Below are 20,415 nucleotides of genomic sequence, written 5' to 3' on the forward strand. Positions count from 1 at the left end.
TTAACATTCAATCATCTATTCATGCTTCAACATGCACCAGCAACAAAGAAATGTAGGTTTTCCTCTCCTGAATTCATACAATGAAGTGTTCTACCCCCGGGGATAAAGGCCACCTCTCCCTGTTGAAAAAACTGCCCATTTAAGCTTGCTTTTCCGCTGATTACCAATAAAATTCGTGGGCCATTTTCCATTCCCGTAGTGATTTCTCCTTTTGCCAAACGGCACTGCTTCAATGTAAAATCTGGTACCGGCACCGGATAGTCAAGCCCCTTATCATGATCCTTCTCCCCAAGTAATATTTGAGGCACAACTGCTTCAAAATTAATATTGTCGAGTAGTTCAGGTACATCAATATGCTTCGGCGTGAGGCCTCCACGTAGCACATTGTCACTATTTGCCATTAATTCGACGTTCACGCCCCGCAAATAAGCATGAGGAATGCCAGCGTCTTGGAAGATGCCTTCCCCCTTGGCCAGATACACCAAATTGAACCAATAGATAGAGAAGATACCTCGATCGTGATGTCCTTCGCTACTGTATTGCAAAAAGGCTTGCCAAGCCCAATAGTCAGGATGACTAGGCGTAAGTTCTTCCTGCTTTTCTCTTAGGTGATGGTACAATGGTTCCAATAAAGAGAAAACCTCTTCCTCTGTAGCTGTCATCACCTTTTCGTATAAACCGGGCACTCCTTTCGCCGCTAATTCCGGGACCAGTTTGTCCCAACCAGGTAAGGTGTGTAATGATTTTTCAATAGCATCCCTATGCCGAAAACCATGGAGAAGCCAAAAGTCCGTCAAAGCAACCATGACCTCTGGCTTATGGTTTTTGTCCTTATAATTTCGATGCGCCGCCAGGAGTGGTATGCCTGCCGCTTCTTCTTTTTCAAAGCGTTCAACGGCTACCTCGCGCGTAGGATGCAACTGGATAGAGAGCATCTCCTTTACGTCAAGAACTTTGAAAAGAAAAGGCAGTTCACCAAAAGTATTTCTTACTTCTTCTCCTAAAAATTCGGGATGCTCTTGGAGCAGAACCGATAAATCCTTAGCGCTTTTCTCTGTTAATACTTTAGCGGTTCCTTTTGGGTGAACGCCCATCCAGTATTCGGCCCAGGGTTCATTATCTTCGTTGGTTTCATGTAACAATCTGGGTAAAAAATCCGTTCCACCCCACTGGTAATGCTGGACAACGCCACGAAGTTTGTATATGTGATTTTCTTTCATTGTCAATCAAACCATTTATGATAAAAGTGTAGAAAGTCAAGTTGAGATACCTGAAAAAAAGATAAAACTTGGTATCATTGTTTCCCCAGCCCATAGATAATAATAAAATGACGATACCGCAAATAAAGGATTTACTCCGAAACGCTAAACTAGGCCGTGCCATCAATGCTGCCGCTGAATTACCAGCAGTAGTCAACGATACAGATAATAGCACAACTGTTACCATTTTCCAAAGTAGGTATAATACCAACAAAAAAAATAAAATGATTGGTATCATCGATGATGATGATTTCCGTAAAGAAGAAGCACAGCTTACCCACGGTTTACTCGGCCTTTTATCTGGCCTGAGTGATCAACCTGCCGGAAAACCGGTCGCAATACCTGCTCCTCCTCCGGCAAACCCTGTGCCTGATGCAGCAGTTGATGATGGCATCACCAAGATTTTGTTCCTGGCCTCTAACCCCTCTGATACCGCTAAGTTGCAGCTTACCACCGAGCATAGCCGGGTTTCTGCACGCCTGCAAGAAGCATTGGAGCCCGAAAAATTCCCCTTAAAGTTCAGACAAGCCGTTACGCCTTCTGAATTTGCTGAATACCTCTTCTTAGAAAAACCCGATATCGTTCACTTTTCCGGCCACGGTGACCGTAAAGCACCTGAGGTGCAGAGCATGATACAGGAAAGTCGAGCAGGCAGAAAAGATACCACTTCAAAATCAGCGGCTAAACAAGAAGAAGAATCCGGTATTTTCCTACTAGATGAAGACAAACGCCACGCTCATTTCGTAAATACGACCTTTCTGAAGCGTACCTTTAAGAGTATGGTGAAGCGGCAAAACATCCCCATCAAAGCCGTTGTTTTTAACGCTTGCCATTCCAGCCAGCAGGCCGAAGCTATCTCCAAAATTGTTCCCTATGTGGTCGGTACCAGTTGGAGTGTTGGCGACAAAGCCGCTACCGCCTTCGCATCAGGCTTCTACTTTGGCATTGCCCAAGGCATGGACATCGAGGGTGCCGTTGATTTCGGTATCAACCAGGCACTGGCTTTCAACGAACCCGAAGATCGCTTCCTGCTTTATAAGGATGGGGTGAAGGTGGAATGGTAGAATAGGTTCGAGGGTTCGAGGGTTTGATAGTTGGATGGTTGGATGGTTCATTTAAGGGCTTGGATATTAATATTGTAATCGGATTCTACCCCACCCGTGATTTCAATAACGGAGGTTGCTGCTCGTGCAGCTTTAGAACGAGGTACAACCAATTCATAGCGGCCCGGTACCAGATCAATAAAATGATACTCGCCCTGTAAATCCGTAGTTACTGAGCGGATTTTTGCACCATTCTTCTTCAATGTAATTTCAGTAAAAGAACAAGCTTCTCCGTTCACTGTATTGCTGACAAAACCGCTTAGGCTACCCAATGAAAGCGGCGAAAAAGTGCTGTTACTGACCACCGAATGAGGGGTAACATTTTCCCAGCGAAACCAATTGAGCGCATTCCCCCCTATTTCTGAACCGCCACCAGCAAAGCAAATATCAATGTCCACCAGCGGAACACGATAGGCTCTTATTTCTACAGGCGCTATCGTAACTTCTTCTTCTGGAAAGGGCTCTTCCTTCTGCTCTTCACTATAAAGGTCATTATCCACGGGGGCCCAACCGTTAATTTGCCGCGTTGGTAAAGCCCTGATTTGTTCCGCAGTCAATCCTCCTCCGTTTTCAGAAATATCTGCAACTTCTGAAGGCTCGTATACGACTACAGCGGGTACTTGCCCGCTATGGGTCTCCTTTGCTAAAACAATGTCAACCTTGATTCTCTTTCCAGGCAAGACGGTTATATCAACGACCTTTTTCGTTTGAAACCCTAAATAACTAGCTTGCAAAACATATATACCAGCTGTTACATTACGAAACACATAATTTCCATCAAAATCAGTTTCTGTACCTGACTTCAGGAGCCCATCTTGATAGAGTTCAACAGTGCCAAAGAGAACATTTTCATTCGTTTCAGCTTCTTTTATCTTTCCAAAAAAATCGGAGGATTGTGCCCATAAGCCCTCTACGAATAGCCACCAAAATAAAAGCAGGAATAGTAATCGCATCATTAGTATCTTGAAAACTTCAATAAAAAAGTAAGGTCTTTCTTTTTACAATACTTTTGCCACCAATGCCGGCCATAAGTCAGGAGGCTGATGCCTTTGTAAACTAATTTTCCTGTCTGCCTCAACTTTTTCCCAATCATTTGTTTTATTATTGTTCCTAATTATTTCCTACCTGATTAATGATCACAGCTGACTACCAAGCCATTTCGGATACCATCCCCAAACAACCAGGGGTTTACCGCTTTATTGATAGTGAGGATAATATCCTTTATGTAGGGAAGGCCAAAAGCTTGCGGAGTCGTACTGCCGATTATTTCGGAGACCGTAAGGACCGAATACATCGTACCCGGATCATGGTAAAAAACGCTGCTCGGCTGGAATTCACTGTCGTTGAAACAGAAACAGACGCCCTACTCCTGGAAAGCGCGCTGATCAAACAGTATCAGCCGCGCTACAATGTGATGCTCAAAGATGGCAAGACCTATAGCTACATCTGCATCAAAAAGGAGCGTTTCCCAAGGGTGTTTTTCACCAGAACAGTCATCCGTGATGGTAGTACTTACTTTGGGCCCTACACCAGTAAAGGCAAGATCAAAATCATCTTTGATCTCATCAAACAATTGTTTCCGCTACGTACCTGCACCTTCAACCTCAGTGAAAAGAACATTGAAGCCGGTAAGGTAAAAGTGTGCCTGGAATACCATATCAAAAACTGTATGGGCCCCTGTGAAGGATTGGAGTCAGAAGAAGATTACAACGAAAAGATCGATCAGATCAAGAACATCCTCAAAGGCAATTTCGGGCCAGTAAAGCAGCATTTTACGGATAAAATGCAGCAATATGCCGAAAACCTCGAATTCGAGTTTGCGCAGAGACTGAAAGAGCGCCTCACCGCTTTTGAAGACTACCAGGCAAAAAGCACAGTGGTCAGTACCACTATTCGTGATGTTGACATTTTCAGTCTGGCTATTGATGAAAAAGAAGCCTATGTCAACTACCTAAAAGTAGTGAATGGTGCAATCATCCATACCCATACCCAGGAGTTGATCCCCAATTTGGATGACGAAGAGGAAGATTTGCTCCAATTTGTGATTCCTCGCCTCCGGGAGCGCTTCAACAGTATCGCCCCGGAAATCATCCTCAGCGCTGAGATTGAAATTCCAGATACGGAGGCAACCGTTGTTGTTCCCAAAATTGGTGACAAGAAAAAACTGCTGGAACTCAGTGAAAAAAACGTCCATTACTACCTGCTGCAAAAACGCAAACAAGCAGCCACCTACGCTACCAAACAAACCCCAACGGAGAGAATTCTAAAAACCATGCAGGAAGACCTGCAAATGGATCAGGTGCCTTTCCACCTCGAATGTTTTGACAACTCCAATATCCAGGGAACCAACCCCGTAGCCGCCTGTGTGGTATTCAAAAATGGTAAACCCAGCAAGAAAGATTACCGCAAATTCAACATCAAGACAGTCGTCGGGCCTGATGACTTTGCGAGTATGGAGGAAGTCGTCTACCGCCGCTACAAGCGCTTACTCGACGAAGAGCAGCCCCTCCCCCAGTTAATCATCGTAGACGGTGGTAAAGGCCAACTGAGTTCTGCCATGAAAAGCATTATCAAACTAGGCCTGGAAGGGAAAATTACCGTAGTTGGTATCGCCAAAAAGCTGGAGGAAATCTTCTTCCCCAATGATTCGGTCCCTTTATTAATCAATAAAAAATCAGAGAGCCTTAAAGTCATTCAGCATGCTCGAAACGAGGCCCACCGCTTTGCGATCACCTTCCACAGAGACAAGCGGTCCCAATATTTCACCAAGAGCGGACTGACAAATATCCCAGGCATCGGTGAAAAGACCGCCGAAAAGCTCCTCATCCATTTTGGGTCATTGAAAAAAGTGCAGGAAGCCCGCGCTTCAGAGATTGCCAGTGTCACCAACCTCAATGTAGCCAAGAAGTTATTGGATTACTGGAAGGAAAACAGCTAATTTTTATTAAATTCAGGCGTTCCAAGTAAAACCTAAAACACATTATGCAAACCCTTACTCGGCTCCTCGTTGCTTTGTCCTTGGTGGCCATTGTCAGTTGTTCACCCCGCCTTTTGACCAAGGATTACGATGAAGTAAAAGTTCAAAAGATATATTCAGACGTCGTTGGTGATGCTGCGAAACCTCAACCTTGGGAGATTTCTCAAACGCTGACGCAAGTTATCCCTACCAATGATGCGCTTGTCCAAAAAACCATCAATGGGATTAAGCATATCCTGGTTGCTACCTGGCAAAATGACACCACCTATTACGTCCCCAACCCCTCTACTGGCTACTACAATACAGGCAACTACCCTATTTGGGTAACACTCGCGCCTCAGCTTCAACAACAATGTCAAACGCCTGCTTTTGGGCGCAGAGAAGGATTGGATTTGCGGTTAAAGCAATTATTAGGTTTACCCCCTGATACTAAAAAGCAGTATTTCGTTGAATTTTGGGTGCAACCCAAAGACCTCTTCCGCCCCTGCCCCGATCCGGAAATAACCGATGGCTCCTGTGACTTAGCCTTCCCTGCCGATGTCAGTGAAGACCACAAGGAATGGATCAATGATTTGCGGCTGGCCTCTTATTACAACCCAGACTGGAACAAGAATTACCCTTGGACAGAACTCGGCTATACCTACGATTGGAACCGGAAAAACAAAACCAATATAGGACTCAGTGAGTTTGTTGTTCAGAAAAACAGCAATCTTGTCATCCATAATATTAGTCGTACGGAGGAATATTGTGAGGTAAGTAAGTAGTGGTAATAATTCTCTCTACCGCCGCCGCAACAACTGCCAGGCAATTAACCCACCCAGCAGGTCAATAAATGCGTGTACCATCATCAGTACCCACAGGCTGCCCGTATGCACAAAAACATAGCCAAACATAATGGCCATCGCTGTGATTTTAACAACCGCCCGCCAGCCTTGATAAAAGTGAACCGCACCGAAGATCAACGCTGGTAGCAGGATGGCCAACGTATACGTCTCCTCCGACCCTAGCAAGCATTGGAAATAGCGAATGAAATAACCTCGAAAAATGAATTCCTCACAAATCCCCGCCGTAAGCGCTAAAAAGATAAAATGGAAATATTCGTAGGCCGTAGTGGGCAGAAAGCCCAATTCTGATTGAAGGTTTTCTGCCGTCACCTCACGATGTTGCTGGCTGTTGACCTCGCTGATGGTATCCCAAACGTACAACAACGCAAAAACAGCAAAAACGATCAAGGGCCATCCAGTTGGCCATTGCAGTTCGCTTTGCAGACCAATCAACTCCCAGGAGCGGTCATTGAACCACCACACCCCGGCTACTGCACCACACAACAGCCATAGCCAGAGGTTATTGCCCCAATATAACTGAATTTTCATCCGGGTATTGAAGCGCATTTTGGCTAGCTGGGGTTGCGTCCCCAAAACCGTTCGCAACGGAATGATGATCCCCACAATGATAAACAGTAAATGATCTGACCAGTGCAATAGCATATACAGGATTGAATGCCAAAACTAACAAATATACTATATCTCTTCCCTATTGCAGGCGGAAAGTAATTTTATTTCCAGCCTGCTCAAATTTCTTTTTTCCTGAGCTGAGACAAAGAAGCATTTTTAGTATTCTTGCAGTTTGTCTTTAGTCAATTGCTTATTTTTTACGCTCACTTACCTCGTCCCAACCTTTATGTTCAAACCTACCGTAGTACCAAAAGAAGTTGTTGATGTTGTCTACAACCTCAACGAATATGCCAAGGAGCTTTTCCTCCCAGAGGCCTTCGTGGTTACGCGTGATCAGGATGGCTACCTCGCACACATTAAGCAAAAAGCCACCACGGCTACTATTGGAGCCTTTGAACTGGAACTTACCCCTACCCGGGAAGTCATCTTTCGCCTGATCGACGAACTTCAGCCGGATGTTATTCTTAAACATTTCCACAAAGGTCGCCGAAAGCCCCCTCCCCTGGTGCAAATGCTGGAAGACCGAGAGCTTTTTAAAGCAATTCAAAATTATGTTCATCGTCGGTTAGACCAGATTCTTCAGCTGATCTTCAGACATGACCTCCCACTTAGCTGGCAGGTAGAACGGCGGGTATTGGTCAAAGACTTTATCGTAGAACTCGTCAAAGAGCCACTCGAACCACAGCTCTATTTCAAGAAGACCGACGATGCAGTGCTCTACCAATTACGCCTTTTTACAGGAGAAAAAGAATGGCCCATCCGGGAAAAAGAGGTCGTAGCACTCACCAACCAACCTACCGGATGGATTTGTGCCGACTATAAATTGTATCGCCTCAATCACATCAACGGTTTTCTGGTAAAGCCTTTCCGGCAAAAATCAGAGGTCCGAATCCCCGCAGCTTCTGTCAATGCCTACTTTCGCAATTTCATCATGAAAATTGTCAACAAAGTCGAGGTTGAGGCCGAAGGCTTCGCCGTTGTACAGCATAATGAACTCTTGGCTTGCCGCCTAAAAACGGTCAAACATTTATTCGAAGAACGCTGGATACTAGCCGTAGAAATGGTCTATCAAGACGCCTTCTTCGGCTGGCAGGAAGCCAGAAAAAGTCGGACTTCGATGGATATGTCAGGGGAAGAAATCAAGATTTCACAAATCAGGCGAAACCCCGTAGCCGAAGCAGCCTTTATGGAGCGCCTCGAAGAATTTACCCTCGTTCGCAAGGAGCACCAAAGCCATTTTGAAGTAGCTGGCCCCGAAGACAATGCCTACGGCATCCTGGAGTGGCTGGCCCAACAAAGGGAAACCCTGCTCGCTGCCGGTTTCACCATTGAAACCCCGGAATTAGACGAAAAGTCTATCCAGCTGGCCCTCCCCAAAATCGACCTGGAAGTACAAACGGAATCCGACTGGTTTGACCTCAAAGGCGAAGTGGTTGTAGAAGAGCATCGCTTCCCATTTCTGGCCTTAACCAAGTACATCCGAAATAACAACCGCTTTTTCCCGCTCCCCGACGGAACCTATTTCCTGATCCCCGAAGAATGGCTCAACCGCTATAAGCAGGTCGTAGATTTTGGCAAAACAGAAGGCGGCAACCTGCGATTGACCAAAAGCCAGTATACCTTACTAGAGACCCTCGATGTTCCTGACACCACAGATTTACAGGTAGAAACGGTCAATTACACGCCATCTCCGCTGCTGAAAGCACAGTTGCGGCCTTATCAATTGGAGGGCGTAAAATGGTTGGCACAGTTGCACAAAAATGAATTGGGTGGTTGTTTGGCAGACGATATGGGCTTGGGTAAAACCCTGCAAACCATCGCCATGCTGCTTTACGCCAAGGAGCAACGTGCAGTACAGAATGCCGCTAAAAACGAAGAAAAACCACAGCACGCTACCGGTCAGCAACTCGGTTTATTTGCGCCCCCTGATGACGAAGACTTCCTCCAGCCGCTGAACGCCCTGATTGTACTGCCTTCTTCCCTTTTGTACAACTGGGAGAGTGAAATCAAGAAATTCGTGCCGTCCTTGTCTGTCTACCAACATTTTGGGCCAAAACGCCACAAGGATATTCGCTTGCTCAAGCGCTTCGATACCATTCTGACCACCTACCAAACCGCCTTGCGCGATGTAGAACTGTTAGAACAACTGGAGTTTGAATACATTATTTTAGACGAAAGTCAACAGATCAAAAACCGCGAAAGCAAAGTCTTCAAAGCCCTCAATAGCCTGCAAGCACGCCACAAACTCTCCCTTAGTGGTACGCCCATCGAAAACTCGTTGAGTGACCTGTGGTCTCAAATGCAATTTATCAATGAAGGCTTATTGGGCAGCTACAACTTCTTTCGCAAAGAGTTCATCCTCCCTATCGAACGACAACGGGATGAAGAGCAAAAAGACAGGCTTCGCAAGCTGGTTCAGCCCTATTTACTGCGGCGAACCAAGGAAGAAGTAGCCAAAGATTTACCGCCACTCACTACCCAGGTGTTTTATACCGAAATGACCAAGGACCAAAGGAAAATCTACGAGCGCGAGAAATCAGCCGCCCGCAATTACCTCCTTGAAAATTTCGATGCCTCCAACGCTAAATACCGGATACTGGTTGTACAGACGCTCACCAAACTCCGGCAGCTCGTTAATCANCCAAAATTGGTGGATGACACCTACACCAAAGGCAGCGGCAAATACCAAGACATCCTGGAACAGTGGGAAACCATCCAGCGCAGTGGCCACAAGGTGCTCATGTTCAGCTCTTTCGTCAAGCACCTGGAGCTGTTTCGGCAGGAATTAGAACAACGTGAAAGCCCTTATGCTTGGCTCAGTGGCAGCCTTACGGCCAATAAACGGAAAAGCGAGATTGCCCGTTTCCAGGAAAACTCCGATATACAATCCTTCCTCATTTCCATCAAAACCGGAGGTACAGGCCTCAACCTCACAGCCGCCGACTACGTATTCATCCTCGACCCCTGGTGGAACCCCACGACCGAGCAACAAGCAATAGCACGGGCGCACCGTATCGGCCAAAAGAAGAATGTCATTGCCCTGAAATTTATCACACGCGACAGTATCGAGGAGAAAATCCTACAGCTCCAAAATCGCAAACTCCAACTGGCAGAAGACATCCTGGGAGCTAGTGGAAAGCTTTCGCTAGAGCGCGGAGATATTGACTACCTACTCAGTTAAACAGTAGCCTGGGCTTCAGCCCGAACGTCTAACGTACTAGTTAAAAAAGGTTTGATGGTTTGATGGTTAGATGGTTGTTTGGTAGATGGTTGGTTACCTCGCACCTAAAACAAAAAAACTATCTTTTGTTTATTAAGTATAAAGCACAACAACTTACTAATATTCAGGCCCTTATTCATCAATGAAAAATAAAATCGAATTAAAAAAATAAAATTTCACATACAAAGCCGCGTACGATATGGTATTTTCGTTATAGCTTTACCTTACGAACAAATATTCGCTCTCCCTATAAATCTCAAACCCCGAGATTACCAAATGACCGCAAAAAATAGGAAAAACGCATTTACTAATCAAAACCAATTTGTATGAAAATTTGTTTTACCCGTGCCAGTATGATGCTGGTTGCCATGCTGTTGTTAGCAGCTCCTGCTATGGCACAGTACATGGTGAAGGGTAGTGTGAAAGACGCCGCTGGTGAGCCCTTGATCGGGGTATCCATTCTCGTCAAAGGCACTACGACCGGTACCATCTCCGATTTTGACGGTAATTTTGAACTCAACGTCCCCGGAAGCTCTGAGAACATAGCTATCTTCTCGTATACCGGATTTAAATCACAAGAAGTAGCTGTTAGCCCAAGCTCAGGCCAGCTAGCTATTGTGCTAGAAGATGACATTGCTCGCCTCGATGAGGTGGTAGTAACAGGTCTTGCTTCTGGCGTTAAACGCTCGAACTCAGGTAATGCTGTAGCCACTATCTCTTCAGGAGAATTGACCGGCAATACCACACCACAGACCGTTGACAATGCCTTATATGGCAAACTTACCGGTGTTAATATCACTGCCAATGGTGGTGCACCAGGTGGTGGTGTCAACGTTCAGCTCAGAGGTATCTCTACGCTGGGTGCTGGCTCTAGTCAGCCACTTTACATCATTGATGGTGTTTATGTCAACAACTCTACCATCCGTACTGGTCGTAGCCAGTTAAATGGTGCTACTGGCGGTGCAAGCTCAGCAACCCAGGATGATGGAGCCAACCGTATTGCGGATTTGAACCCTGATGACATTGAACGTATCGAGATACTGAAAGGTCCTTCAGCAGCTGCCATCTATGGTACACGTGCCAACGCAGGTGTGATCTTGATCACCACCAAAAAAGGTAAAGCTGGAGAAACCCGTGTATCATTCAGCCAAGATATTGGTGTTGCACGCGGCCAAAACTTCCAGGGCTTCGATGTTTGGGATGAAACCAAGATTAACAACTACTACGGTGACCCCGCAAGACAAGCAACAGAACTTGCTGCTTTTAATGCTGCTAAGGCTGAAGGCCGGGAATCAACAGACTGGGAAGAGTACTTCTACGGTGAAACACCTCTTTTGCTTAACACACAAGTAAGTGTTAGTGGAGGAAGCCAGAAGACGCAGTTTTTTGTTTCTGGTAGTGTACTGTCAGAAGATGGTATCATTAAAGGTACTGGCTTTGATCGCTACTCACTCCGTGCTAACGTTGATCACCGTATCAGTGACCGCATCAAAGTGAGTGTTAACTCTTCTTATATGAAGAGTGATAACGACCGTGGTTTCACTGGTAACCAGAACAATTCGGGTGGTAGTATTGGTTATGCTTTGGCATACCTGCCTACTTACGCTGACCTGGAACCAGATGAAAATGGTAATTACCCAGATAACCCTTACTTCAATGACAACCCTATTGCGATCAGAGACCGTGGTGTCAACAATCAGCAAGTAGATCGTTTTGTATCTGCTGCCAGTATTGACATTGACCTCTATCAGTCGGCTAATTCCTTCTTGAAGTTTAAGATCAATGGTGGTATTGATTACCTGAGTGGCAACTCACTTGTTTACTTCCCGGAAGATTTGCAGCACCAACGTGCTTCTGCGACTCCTGGTGATGTGATGCGTGGCCGTCAGGATGATCTGAACTACAACATCCAGGCTTTCTTGACCTACAACACGAACCTAGGTAAGATCAACTCCAACACCAGTGTCGGGGCAGTACGCCTAGACGAGCGTGGTGACTTTGTGCTCAACCGTGGCCGTGGCTTGATTGCCGGTCAGAACAACCTGCAATGGGCAAATGTACAGAGTGTACTTGAGCAAACTAAAACCACTGTAACTGATTTAGGTTTTGTTATTCAGGAAGACCTGAACTGGGAAGACAAAATCATCGTTTCTGCTGGTATACGATTCGACCGTTCTACGCTCAACCGTGATCAGGAGAAATACTACGCTTTCCCTAAGTTATCTGGTGCATTCAACCTGCACGAATTTGATTTCTGGGGCGACAATCTCTTCAGTCAATTCAAAGTACGTGCTGCCTTTGGTCAAACAGGTGGTTTACCACGTTTCGGTACAACCTTCGAATCACTGACCCCTCAGCTACTTGGTGGTCAGATCGGCACACAAGTAGGTACCCGTGCTGTAGATCCGGACCTAGAGCCTGAGACCGCACAGGAACTCGAATTTGGAGTAGACCTGGGTATGCTGAACAACAGAATCACCTTGGAAGCTACCTACTACGTGAAGGACGTGTTTGGCCTTATCCTGGATCAACAACCCGTAGAATCTTCTGGTATTTCGGTACTTGCTACCAATGCTGCGGAATTACGTAACACTGGTATCGAGCTTGGCTTGGGTGTCAATGTTGTGAGAAGAGAAAACTTCAACTGGTACACTCGTTTACTGTACTGGTCAAACGAGTCTGAGATCACTAAGCTAGATATCCCTCCATACCTGCAAGGTGGTTTCGGTGCTTCATTAGGTCAATACCTGCTCGCAGAAGGCTACTCCCCTACTACGATTATCGGTACACCTTCTGGTACAGATCTGCCTGCTGGTGGTTTCACCATTCACGGCGATCGTCAGCCAGACTTCACCATGGCTTGGTCTAACAATATCACCATTATGAAGAATTTGGACTTCAGCATTGTTACGCAGTACCAGAGTGGTGGTGCAGCGATCAATCTTTCTGCATTCTTGTGGGATGATGGTGGTACTTCACCAGATTGGGATGGAGATGATGACGGAGATGAAATTTTAAACGGTAATGAGCGTTTTACTGCTCGTGCAGGAGATGCTGGTGCTGGTGCATTCATCGAAGAAACCAGCTACTTCAAGTTACGTGAAGCAGGATTGTACTATACTTTCCCTCAGGAAGTAGGGGTATTCAAGCGTCTGAAACTAGGTGTCTCTGCCAACAACATGCTACTATGGACCAACTATGGCAGTTATGACCCAGAGGTAAGTAACTTTGGTTCTCAGGCCGTTACCGGTAACATTGAGGTAACTCCTTATCCTTCTTCTCGGCGCTTCTTCTTCCACTTGAACGCTGATTTCTAAAAAAACTTTAAAAAATTAACTATGCGATATACCATGCATAAATTTATCATGGGTCTGAGTATGATTGGTTTACTGGCATTTACTGCTTGTGAGATCGATACTGTCGTCGACCCAAACAACCCTTCTCTGGGTGGTGTAACTTCCGATGCTAGCCCAGTAGCTATGCAAGGGCTAGTCACAGGCTTAGAAGCTCGCCACAGAGGTTACGTAGAGAACGCAGGTGAACTATTTGGTGTTTTAGGCCGCGAAGCTTATGCTTTCTTCGGTTCTGACCCTCGTTTTATTGCTGACTGGTTAGGCCTGGAAGTTGATGATACTTATCCTGACTTTTTTGCTTCTGCGGGTACTTATGTCAATCCTTACCTTGCCGTAAAACAGGCTAACGTTATGATTGAGGCTGCTAACAACAGTAGCCAGTTATCAAATGAAGATGTCTTTGGCTATACTGGTTTTGCAAAAACCATTAAAGGTTACCAGCTTTTATGGCCATTGATGCAACAATACGAAAACGGTATTCGGGTAGATGTGGAAGAGCCACTCAACCCTGGACCAACTCTTAGCTACGATGATGCCTTAGCGGCTATTCGTGACATCCTCGACGAAGGCTTTACCGATCTAGATAAAGCAGGAGGAACTTTCAATTTCACTTTGAGTAGTGGATTTGCCGGTTTTGACTCTCCTGATGGCATGAAGCAAATCAATCGTGCTATTGCTGCAAGAGTTGCACTGTATCAAGAAGATTACCCTGGTGCCCTAACTGCACTTCAGGGTTCTTTCATGGATCTTTCTGCCGCTACTGCTGAAGCAATGAATGTAGGACCTTCACACCCTTACGGAGAATCACCTGATGTGAACAATCCTTTATTCTACAATATTGACGCTCCTAGTTCTACTGTTCTGTGTGTACATCCCAGCATGCTGGAAGATGCGCTACCAGGTGACCTACGCGTGGCAAACAAGTTTGCTGAGCGCGTAAACAACCCAATCTCTGATCAGGGCTTGGTTGATGCAGGTACCGGACAGCCAATCATTGGCCAGTACCAGGATGCACGTTGGGCTTCTAATACCAGCAGTGTACCTATGATGCGTAACGAAGAACTGATACTCATCTACGCCGAAGCACAAGCGCGCCAGGGTGGTGATGCCGTTTCTGCGATCAATACCATTCGTAACACTTGGGGTGTAGGCAACTATACCGGTGCTACCGATACGGAATCATTGATTGATGAAATCGTTTTCCAACGCCGCTACTCCCTTTGGCTCGAAGGCCACCGCTGGGTAGACGCTCGTCGCCTTGGTCGTCTAGATGAAGTTGACAACCGCGAAGGTGGAGTCGTCTTCACCCAAATTTCTCGCCGTGTAAGCGAAATTTCTTGGGACGAAGGGTAGATTGTAAAGTACTAGGTACTACGTAGTTGGTACTAGGTATTTGAAAGACTTTGGGCATTTCCATCCTTTGGGTGGGAATGCCCATTTTTTATGCCCGCTGAGCGTATTAGTCTTCTTATCTTAGCATTGCGCAGAAAATAAAATGATTTTATTTTCGTGCTGTTCCTTAGCTACACTTAAAAAGCAACTATCACTATTTTTATGAAATACTTCTACTACATTCTTCTTTTCCTACTCAGTAGCCAACTTAACAGCCAAACAAACCTGGTCATCACCAACCCTCTGGCAGAGGAGATTCTAAGAGGGAACTTTACGCCCGACGACTACCTTCCCCCTTTTCCTGTTACTACCCCTTCTTTCATTGCCGAAAATATTGATGCCAATATCAGCCCCGACTCTCTAAAGTCCTATCTGGAGGTTATGCGCAGCTTTCGCACCCGTCACACCAGTTCAGATACCACCTCTGCAACCGAAGGTATGGGGGCCGCCCGCCGCTGGGCCCTGGCTAAATTCCAATCATTCAGTGATCGCCTAATCCCCTCTTACTTCCAGTTCGACTTTGAAACGTGTGGGGTGGGTCAGCATCGGAATATATTTGCAGTGTTACCGGGAACAGGGCCACATTATCAGGAAGTAGTATTGGTTGAAGCACATTTTGACAGCCGCTGCGGCGAACTTTGCGATACCGAATGCACCGCCGAAGGCATGGAAGACAATGGTAGTGGCTCTGCCGCCGTGCTGGAACTAGCCAGAGTGATGAGCCTCTATACTTTTGACCGCACCATCCTTTTTGTATTAACGACCGGAGAGGAACAAGGCTTGCTCGGTGCAGAAGCATTCTCTTCTTTTTTCTTTGATGAAGATCTTCCACTCAAGGCTGTTTATAACAATGACATCGTTGGAGGTATTATTTGTGGTGCTACTGCTTCCCCTCCTGGTTGTCCTGGCCTAAATGACATCGACAGCACCAATGTCCGTATTTACTCTTCCGGCAATTTGAATTCTCGAAACAAGATGCTTGCTCGTTTTGTAAAGCTGGAGTACGAAGAAATGATAGCGCCAATTGCTGCGCAGACAAATGTGATCAACATCATGTCAACCGAAGACAGAACCGGGCGAGGTGGCGATCATATTCCTTTCCGAAGTCAAGGATTTCCGGCAATACGCTTTACCTCTGCTAACGAACACGGTGATGTGAGTACAAGTGACCCCGACTATCATGATCGCCAACACACCTCCGACGATATTTTGGGTATAGATACTGATGGAGATGAAATATTGGATTCATTTTTCGTCGACTTCAACTACCTGGCCCGTAATACCGTCATCAATGGCAATGCCATTGCGATGACTGCCCTGGGTCCCGAGCCTGCTGCTGCCTTTGAACTCAACCCTATTGATGTTGGCTTTGAAGTGGTAATTGATGACCCCAATAATTATGGCACTTACCGGGTGGGCGTCCGACAATTTTCAGGTCTTGATTTTGACACGATCTACACCCTACAGCAAGCAACAGACACCCTTCTGGGGCTCATCCCTGATCAACTTTATGTCGTATCTGTAGCAACCGTTGATGAAAACGGTGTAGAAAGCCTTTTTATCGGAGAACGCTTCAATGACTTTGAAACAGGCTTAGCAACTATAGCAGCGGCGCAAGAAAACATAAAATTGCTACAAAACCGACCAAATCCTTTCGATGAGGCTACCTATTTCGGCGTTTGGGTTGATGAAGTTCCTAACTACAGTACTGCCGAAATTGTCGTACGCGACCTTCAGGGACGTACACTTAGCCTACTTCCCATCACCCTGAATCCCGGACTCAATGAGGTCTTATATAATTTTGAGCATCACAGTTATCAGCCTGGGGTTTATACTTACACCCTCATGCTGGATGACTACCCACTAATAACCAAGCGAATGATGTATGCCTACTGATACATATACTTCGACAACCCTAGATTTGCCGAAGTATAGATAAATTTATGCTGTCACAAAGGTTCTATTTTATTTAAAAAAGAATCCATGAGGTAATATTTTATTTGTTAAGGATTTATTGGTGGCCGATTCTTTTTTGGGCCTCCCCCTTAACACATGACAAAAAATGCATTTACATCATCTAACTTCTGCTCTTTGCGGACTATCTCTGGTATTTTTCAGTTTCTCTTGCCAACAAATTTCCACAGGGGATGAACAGCCACCTTCGTCCAACGCGGATCAAGTGGCTGTTCATTTATCGCATAGTGGCAACACTTATTGTGGCGTAGCTCCCTACCCTGACCCCATAGAATTGGTTCAACCTGATGGCAGCAGCTTTATGGCTTACCTCTTCACCGAAGGTCCTGCGGCTTATCTAGAAACCCTTGATGGTTATAGTTTGCTACAAGATCGTAGTGACAACTTTTATAGGTATGCTACCCGTGGCAAAAAAGGAGACTTGTACCTAACAGGGGTACCCGTTTCTGCACTTGACAACCGCTCTAGTACAGAAATCACCCTTTTACAAGTTATTCGCCCCCACTTACGTTATGAAGGGATTCGGCTAGCAGAGCTTACCGCAACTGATCAGCTGAGGAATTATGATGATGGACCGGAAATTAGCAGTGTTTTTCCTCCTGCTGGTGTTCAAAAGGCACTACTCCTTTTAATTGATTACCCCGACCAAGCGTTTACTTACCCACAGGGTGATTTTGACAATATGGCCAACCAAGTAGGCTATAATGTAAATGGTAGCTCCGGGAGTTTCCGTGACTACTATCTTGATATTTCTTACGGGCTATTAACCGTAAATACCGATGTAGAAGGTTGGTATACTGCTGCCAATAATCGGGCGACCTATGGTATTGAAAGCATGGCCAATCGGAATTTCAATAATGCAGTGCCCTTAATTCGGGAAGCCGTTGATGCTGCTGAAGCTGCTGGCATAGATTTCTCTCAATACGATGGCGATGGCGATGGCCGGGTTGATGTAGTCGAAGTGATCCACTCTGGCAGAGGCGCGGAGGAATCAGGTAATGTAGACGACATTTGGTCGCACCGTTGGGTACTTGCAGCGGCCAGCCTAAGTGTCACATATGACGGAAAACTAATCAATGATTACATCATCCAACCAGAAAAATACGGCGCCAATAACATTGCTAACATCGGGGTATTTGTACACGAGTTTGGTCACGCGTTAGGCTTACCTGACCTTTATGATATTGACGGTTCCTCTCGTGGCCTGGGCCGCTGGTGCTGTATGGCTGGAGGCACTTGGAACAATAGTGGAAAAACACCCGCTCAGTTTTCTGCTTGGTGTAAGAAAGAACTTGGTTGGATCTCACCTACCGTCCTAAGTGGTAACGGAGATATCAGTAACATGGACTACAGCGATAATGACGACGAAGCCTATCAATTTGACACCCCAGATGCTGATGAGTACTTCCTTTTGGAAAATCGGCAAAAAATTGGCTGGGATGCCCATATATCGGGTGAAGGATTAGCCATTTACCACATCGACGAAAGTAGAAATTCCAATAGTGACGAAAGCCGTCCATGGGTTGACCTGGAACAAGCAGATGGTGATCGAGACCTGAACCTGAACGTAAATAGCGGCGACAACGGTGACCTGTACCCTGGGTCGAGCAACAATACTGAATTCAATTGTAGTACCAGTCCAAACTCCAACAATTACAGCGGTGGAGTATCCAATATCAATATATTCGATATCAGTTCGTCTGGTGATTTGATCAATTTTAGCTACGACTTCTGTAGTACGGACTGTTCTGTAGCTGATATAGCTACCGATGGTAGTCCCTCTAATATTGCAGGTGGCACTTATGACCAAGCTTTTACGATCAGCTATTCTTTCCCACCTGCTAGTGGAACCCTTGATGTATCAGCAGCGGGGATAACCATAAATGAAGCGATAACCGGCAGCCCACAGACCGTGACCATAAATGGCTTGCCTGCTGATGGCGAATCTGTAACGGTAAGTGCTAGCTTTTCAGAAGAGCCAAGTTGTACCTTCACTGCCAATGACCTGTACAACGCCCCAAGTACCTGTGACAATGATGATATTTGTGATGCGCTGGATATCACGGCAAACATTGATGGTGAAGCAGTAACCTGTTCCAACTATGGCGCTACTGCCCAAAACAATGAACCCAGGCCAAATGCAGCCGGCTGTGACGTACAAAATGGATGGTGTGAGAACACCTTACACAATACCGTTTGGTTTAAGTTTACCGCACCAGCTTCAGGGAGTATCGACATCGACTTTAATACCGCTATAGATATGCAGATGGCGCTATGGGAAGCTGGCAATTGCCAAGAGCTATTAAATAGTAATACCCGGATGATGGTGGCTGCCAATGACGACTCAGGAAGTGCTGGCGGATACAGTCCGCGTATTGAAAACCAAAGCTGTCTCATTCCCGGAAAAACTTATTTCTTGCAAATTGACGGTTGGAGCGGAACCACAGGCAGTTTCAGCTTCACCATTTCTGATCCGGGCATTAGCTGTGACTCGGCTCCGATCAATAGCGGAGATTGTGGAAACGTATACACTGCAAGCTCTGATGGCAATGGCGAATGGATTCATATTGTTGATGGCAGTGGAAATCGTATTGCCTCTATCAATGACGAGTTTAACAACCTGGGTGAAATCTCTTTGGAATACAATATCAATACCAGTGCCGTGCGTAAAGATGGTGACAACTACCCTCTCCTTGATCGCGACTGGTTTATTAGTGTTGAAAACAATAATGCTGCTACGGTCCGGCTTTATTTGACGGAGCAGGAGCTTCAAGACCTCATTGCTGCTGGTGGACCAAACGACCTCGATGAGATTGAATTACTTAAAGTAAGTGGCAGCACTTGTGGCGACTACAACAATGGAACGCCCCAAGTATTGGCAACCAACTATGCGATGGAGGACTTCTCGGGTAGCACGCATTTGCTAGAGTATAAAGTAAGTGGCTTTTCAGGCTTCTTCCCGCGCTCCAATGCGGCGATCTTGCCCATTGAGATGAAATATTTCCGTGGAGCGTCAATGGATAAAACCAATCTACTAAGCTGGGCCAGTAGCCTCGAAGAAAACACAAAACTCCACGAGATTGAGCGATTGCTACCCGGCGAAACTACTTGGGAGCAAATTGGAACGACACCTGCCGCTGGCGATAGTCAGCAAGAGGTGAAGTACGAATGGTCCGATGTCTATCCTCTGCCCAAAGCTTACTACCGCATCAAGACCGTTGATTTGGATGGCAGCTTCCAATACTCGGATATTATCCTACTGGAAAGGGAGGGTCTTGGCTTTCAACTTACGAGAGTATTCCCCAATCCAGCTAAGGGGCAAGTGACCACAGAATACTATACCGAGCAACCGACGGTTTTGCAATGGCAGCTCGTCAACACGCAAGGACAGATTGTCGCCCAAAATAGCACAACGTTGGCTTCCGGGAGGAATTTCGTAGCTATTGACCTAGATTCGTATCCTTCTGGAATCTACTTCCTGCGGAGTAAGAACGGGGCCGAACAGCGGGTGACGAAGATTGTGAAGGAGTAGTTTTTGGTGCGGGGTGGGTAATCTAACTTTTACACACTTACACTTATCCAACCTTTACACCTTTTTCGGTGCGGGGTGCGCTTTTTGGGTGCGTGGTGCGGAGTGCGATGGGGTGCGCAAAATACTTCCCACTTCAGGTGCGGAGTGCGCT

Annotated in this window: 11 protein-coding genes; 8 read left to right on the forward strand and 3 right to left on the reverse strand. The window is 46.1% G+C overall.

From position 1 onward, the window contains the following. Positions 1-26 precede the first annotated feature (26 nt). The gene (manA, locus tag A3EU_RS31800) at positions 27-1,220 is read right to left on the reverse strand and encodes a mannose-6-phosphate isomerase, class I (protein WP_020538942.1); all 1,194 of its coding nucleotides are present in this window, start codon (positions 1,218-1,220) and stop codon (positions 27-29) included. Between the two features lie 107 nt (positions 1,221-1,327). Between manA and A3EU_RS0125065 the strand changes: the two genes are divergently transcribed. After that, positions 1,328-2,323: a CHAT domain-containing protein gene (locus tag A3EU_RS0125065; protein ID WP_044086704.1), complete on the forward strand. Its 996-nt coding sequence runs from the start codon at positions 1,328-1,330 to the stop codon at positions 2,321-2,323. Positions 2,324-2,370: 47 nt separating this feature from the next. On the opposite strand, the gene A3EU_RS0125070 is transcribed toward A3EU_RS0125065, so the two are convergent. Continuing rightward, on the reverse strand, positions 2,371-3,318 hold the full coding sequence (locus tag A3EU_RS0125070) for a carboxypeptidase regulatory-like domain-containing protein (RefSeq protein WP_020538944.1): 948 nt from the start codon (positions 3,316-3,318) through the stop codon (positions 2,371-2,373). 176 nt (positions 3,319-3,494) lie between these two features. On the opposite strand from A3EU_RS0125070, the gene uvrC reads away from it, so the two are divergent. Further along, positions 3,495-5,300, forward strand: a complete 1,806-nt coding sequence (gene uvrC / locus A3EU_RS0125080; protein ID WP_020538946.1) for an excinuclease ABC subunit UvrC — start codon at positions 3,495-3,497, stop codon at positions 5,298-5,300. A 44-nt stretch (positions 5,301-5,344) separates the two neighbouring features. Then, positions 5,345-6,103 carry a hypothetical protein gene (locus A3EU_RS31805; RefSeq protein WP_020538947.1) on the forward strand — a complete coding sequence of 253 codons (759 nt, stop codon included), beginning with the start codon at positions 5,345-5,347 and terminating at the stop codon, positions 6,101-6,103. A gap of 15 nt (positions 6,104-6,118) precedes the next feature. Here A3EU_RS31805 and A3EU_RS33275 read toward each other — a convergent pair whose 3' ends face one another. Beyond that, positions 6,119-6,826: a CPBP family intramembrane glutamic endopeptidase gene (locus A3EU_RS33275; protein WP_020538948.1), complete on the reverse strand. Its 708-nt coding sequence runs from the start codon at positions 6,824-6,826 to the stop codon at positions 6,119-6,121. Positions 6,827-7,979: 1,153 nt separating this feature from the next. Here A3EU_RS33275 and A3EU_RS0125095 point away from each other — a divergent pair. The 5 genes from A3EU_RS0125095 to A3EU_RS33280 all read left to right on the forward strand — a co-directional run bounded on the left by A3EU_RS0125095 (position 7,980) and on the right by A3EU_RS33280 (position 20,264). Further along, positions 7,980-9,974, forward strand: coding sequence for a DEAD/DEAH box helicase (locus A3EU_RS0125095; RefSeq protein WP_425412743.1), 1,995 nt, complete (start codon positions 7,980-7,982; stop codon positions 9,972-9,974). Between the two features lie 365 nt (positions 9,975-10,339). After that, positions 10,340-13,330, forward strand: coding sequence for a SusC/RagA family TonB-linked outer membrane protein (locus tag A3EU_RS0125105; RefSeq protein WP_020538951.1), 2,991 nt, complete (start codon positions 10,340-10,342; stop codon positions 13,328-13,330). Positions 13,331-13,351: 21 nt separating this feature from the next. Continuing rightward, positions 13,352-14,719 (forward strand): RagB/SusD family nutrient uptake outer membrane protein, encoded by a 1,368-nt coding sequence (locus A3EU_RS0125110; protein ID WP_020538952.1) that lies wholly within the window; start codon positions 13,352-13,354, stop codon positions 14,717-14,719. 201 nt (positions 14,720-14,920) lie between these two features. Continuing rightward, entirely contained in the window at positions 14,921-16,654 is a 1,734-nt protein-coding gene (locus A3EU_RS31815) for a M28 family peptidase (RefSeq protein ID WP_020538953.1), read from the forward strand. Between the two features lie 166 nt (positions 16,655-16,820). Next, positions 16,821-20,264, forward strand: a complete 3,444-nt coding sequence (locus A3EU_RS33280) for a M6 family metalloprotease domain-containing protein (RefSeq protein ID WP_020538954.1) — start codon at positions 16,821-16,823, stop codon at positions 20,262-20,264. Positions 20,265-20,415 lie beyond the last annotated feature (151 nt).

Source organism: Lewinella cohaerens DSM 23179, assembly GCF_000379805.1.
Taxonomy (GTDB): domain Bacteria; phylum Bacteroidota; class Bacteroidia; order Chitinophagales; family Saprospiraceae; genus Lewinella; species Lewinella cohaerens.

Coding starts and splice junctions, on each gene's coding strand:
- A3EU_RS0125065 (WP_044086704.1), top strand. CDS start 1,328: ATGACGATACCGCAAATAAAGGATTTACTCCGAAACGCTAAACTAGGC.
- A3EU_RS0125110 (WP_020538952.1), top strand. CDS start 13,352: ATGCGATATACCATGCATAAATTTATCATGGGTCTGAGTATGATTGGT.
- uvrC (WP_020538946.1), top strand. CDS start 3,495: ATGATCACAGCTGACTACCAAGCCATTTCGGATACCATCCCCAAACAA.
- manA (WP_020538942.1), bottom strand. CDS start 1,220: ATGAAAGAAAATCACATATACAAACTTCGTGGCGTTGTCCAGCATTAC.
- A3EU_RS33275 (WP_020538948.1), bottom strand. CDS start 6,826: ATGCTATTGCACTGGTCAGATCATTTACTGTTTATCATTGTGGGGATC.
- A3EU_RS31805 (WP_020538947.1), top strand. CDS start 5,345: ATGCAAACCCTTACTCGGCTCCTCGTTGCTTTGTCCTTGGTGGCCATT.
- A3EU_RS0125070 (WP_020538944.1), bottom strand. CDS start 3,318: ATGATGCGATTACTATTCCTGCTTTTATTTTGGTGGCTATTCGTAGAG.
- A3EU_RS31815 (WP_020538953.1), top strand. CDS start 14,921: ATGAAATACTTCTACTACATTCTTCTTTTCCTACTCAGTAGCCAACTT.
- A3EU_RS0125105 (WP_020538951.1), top strand. CDS start 10,340: ATGAAAATTTGTTTTACCCGTGCCAGTATGATGCTGGTTGCCATGCTG.
- A3EU_RS33280 (WP_020538954.1), top strand. CDS start 16,821: ATGCATTTACATCATCTAACTTCTGCTCTTTGCGGACTATCTCTGGTA.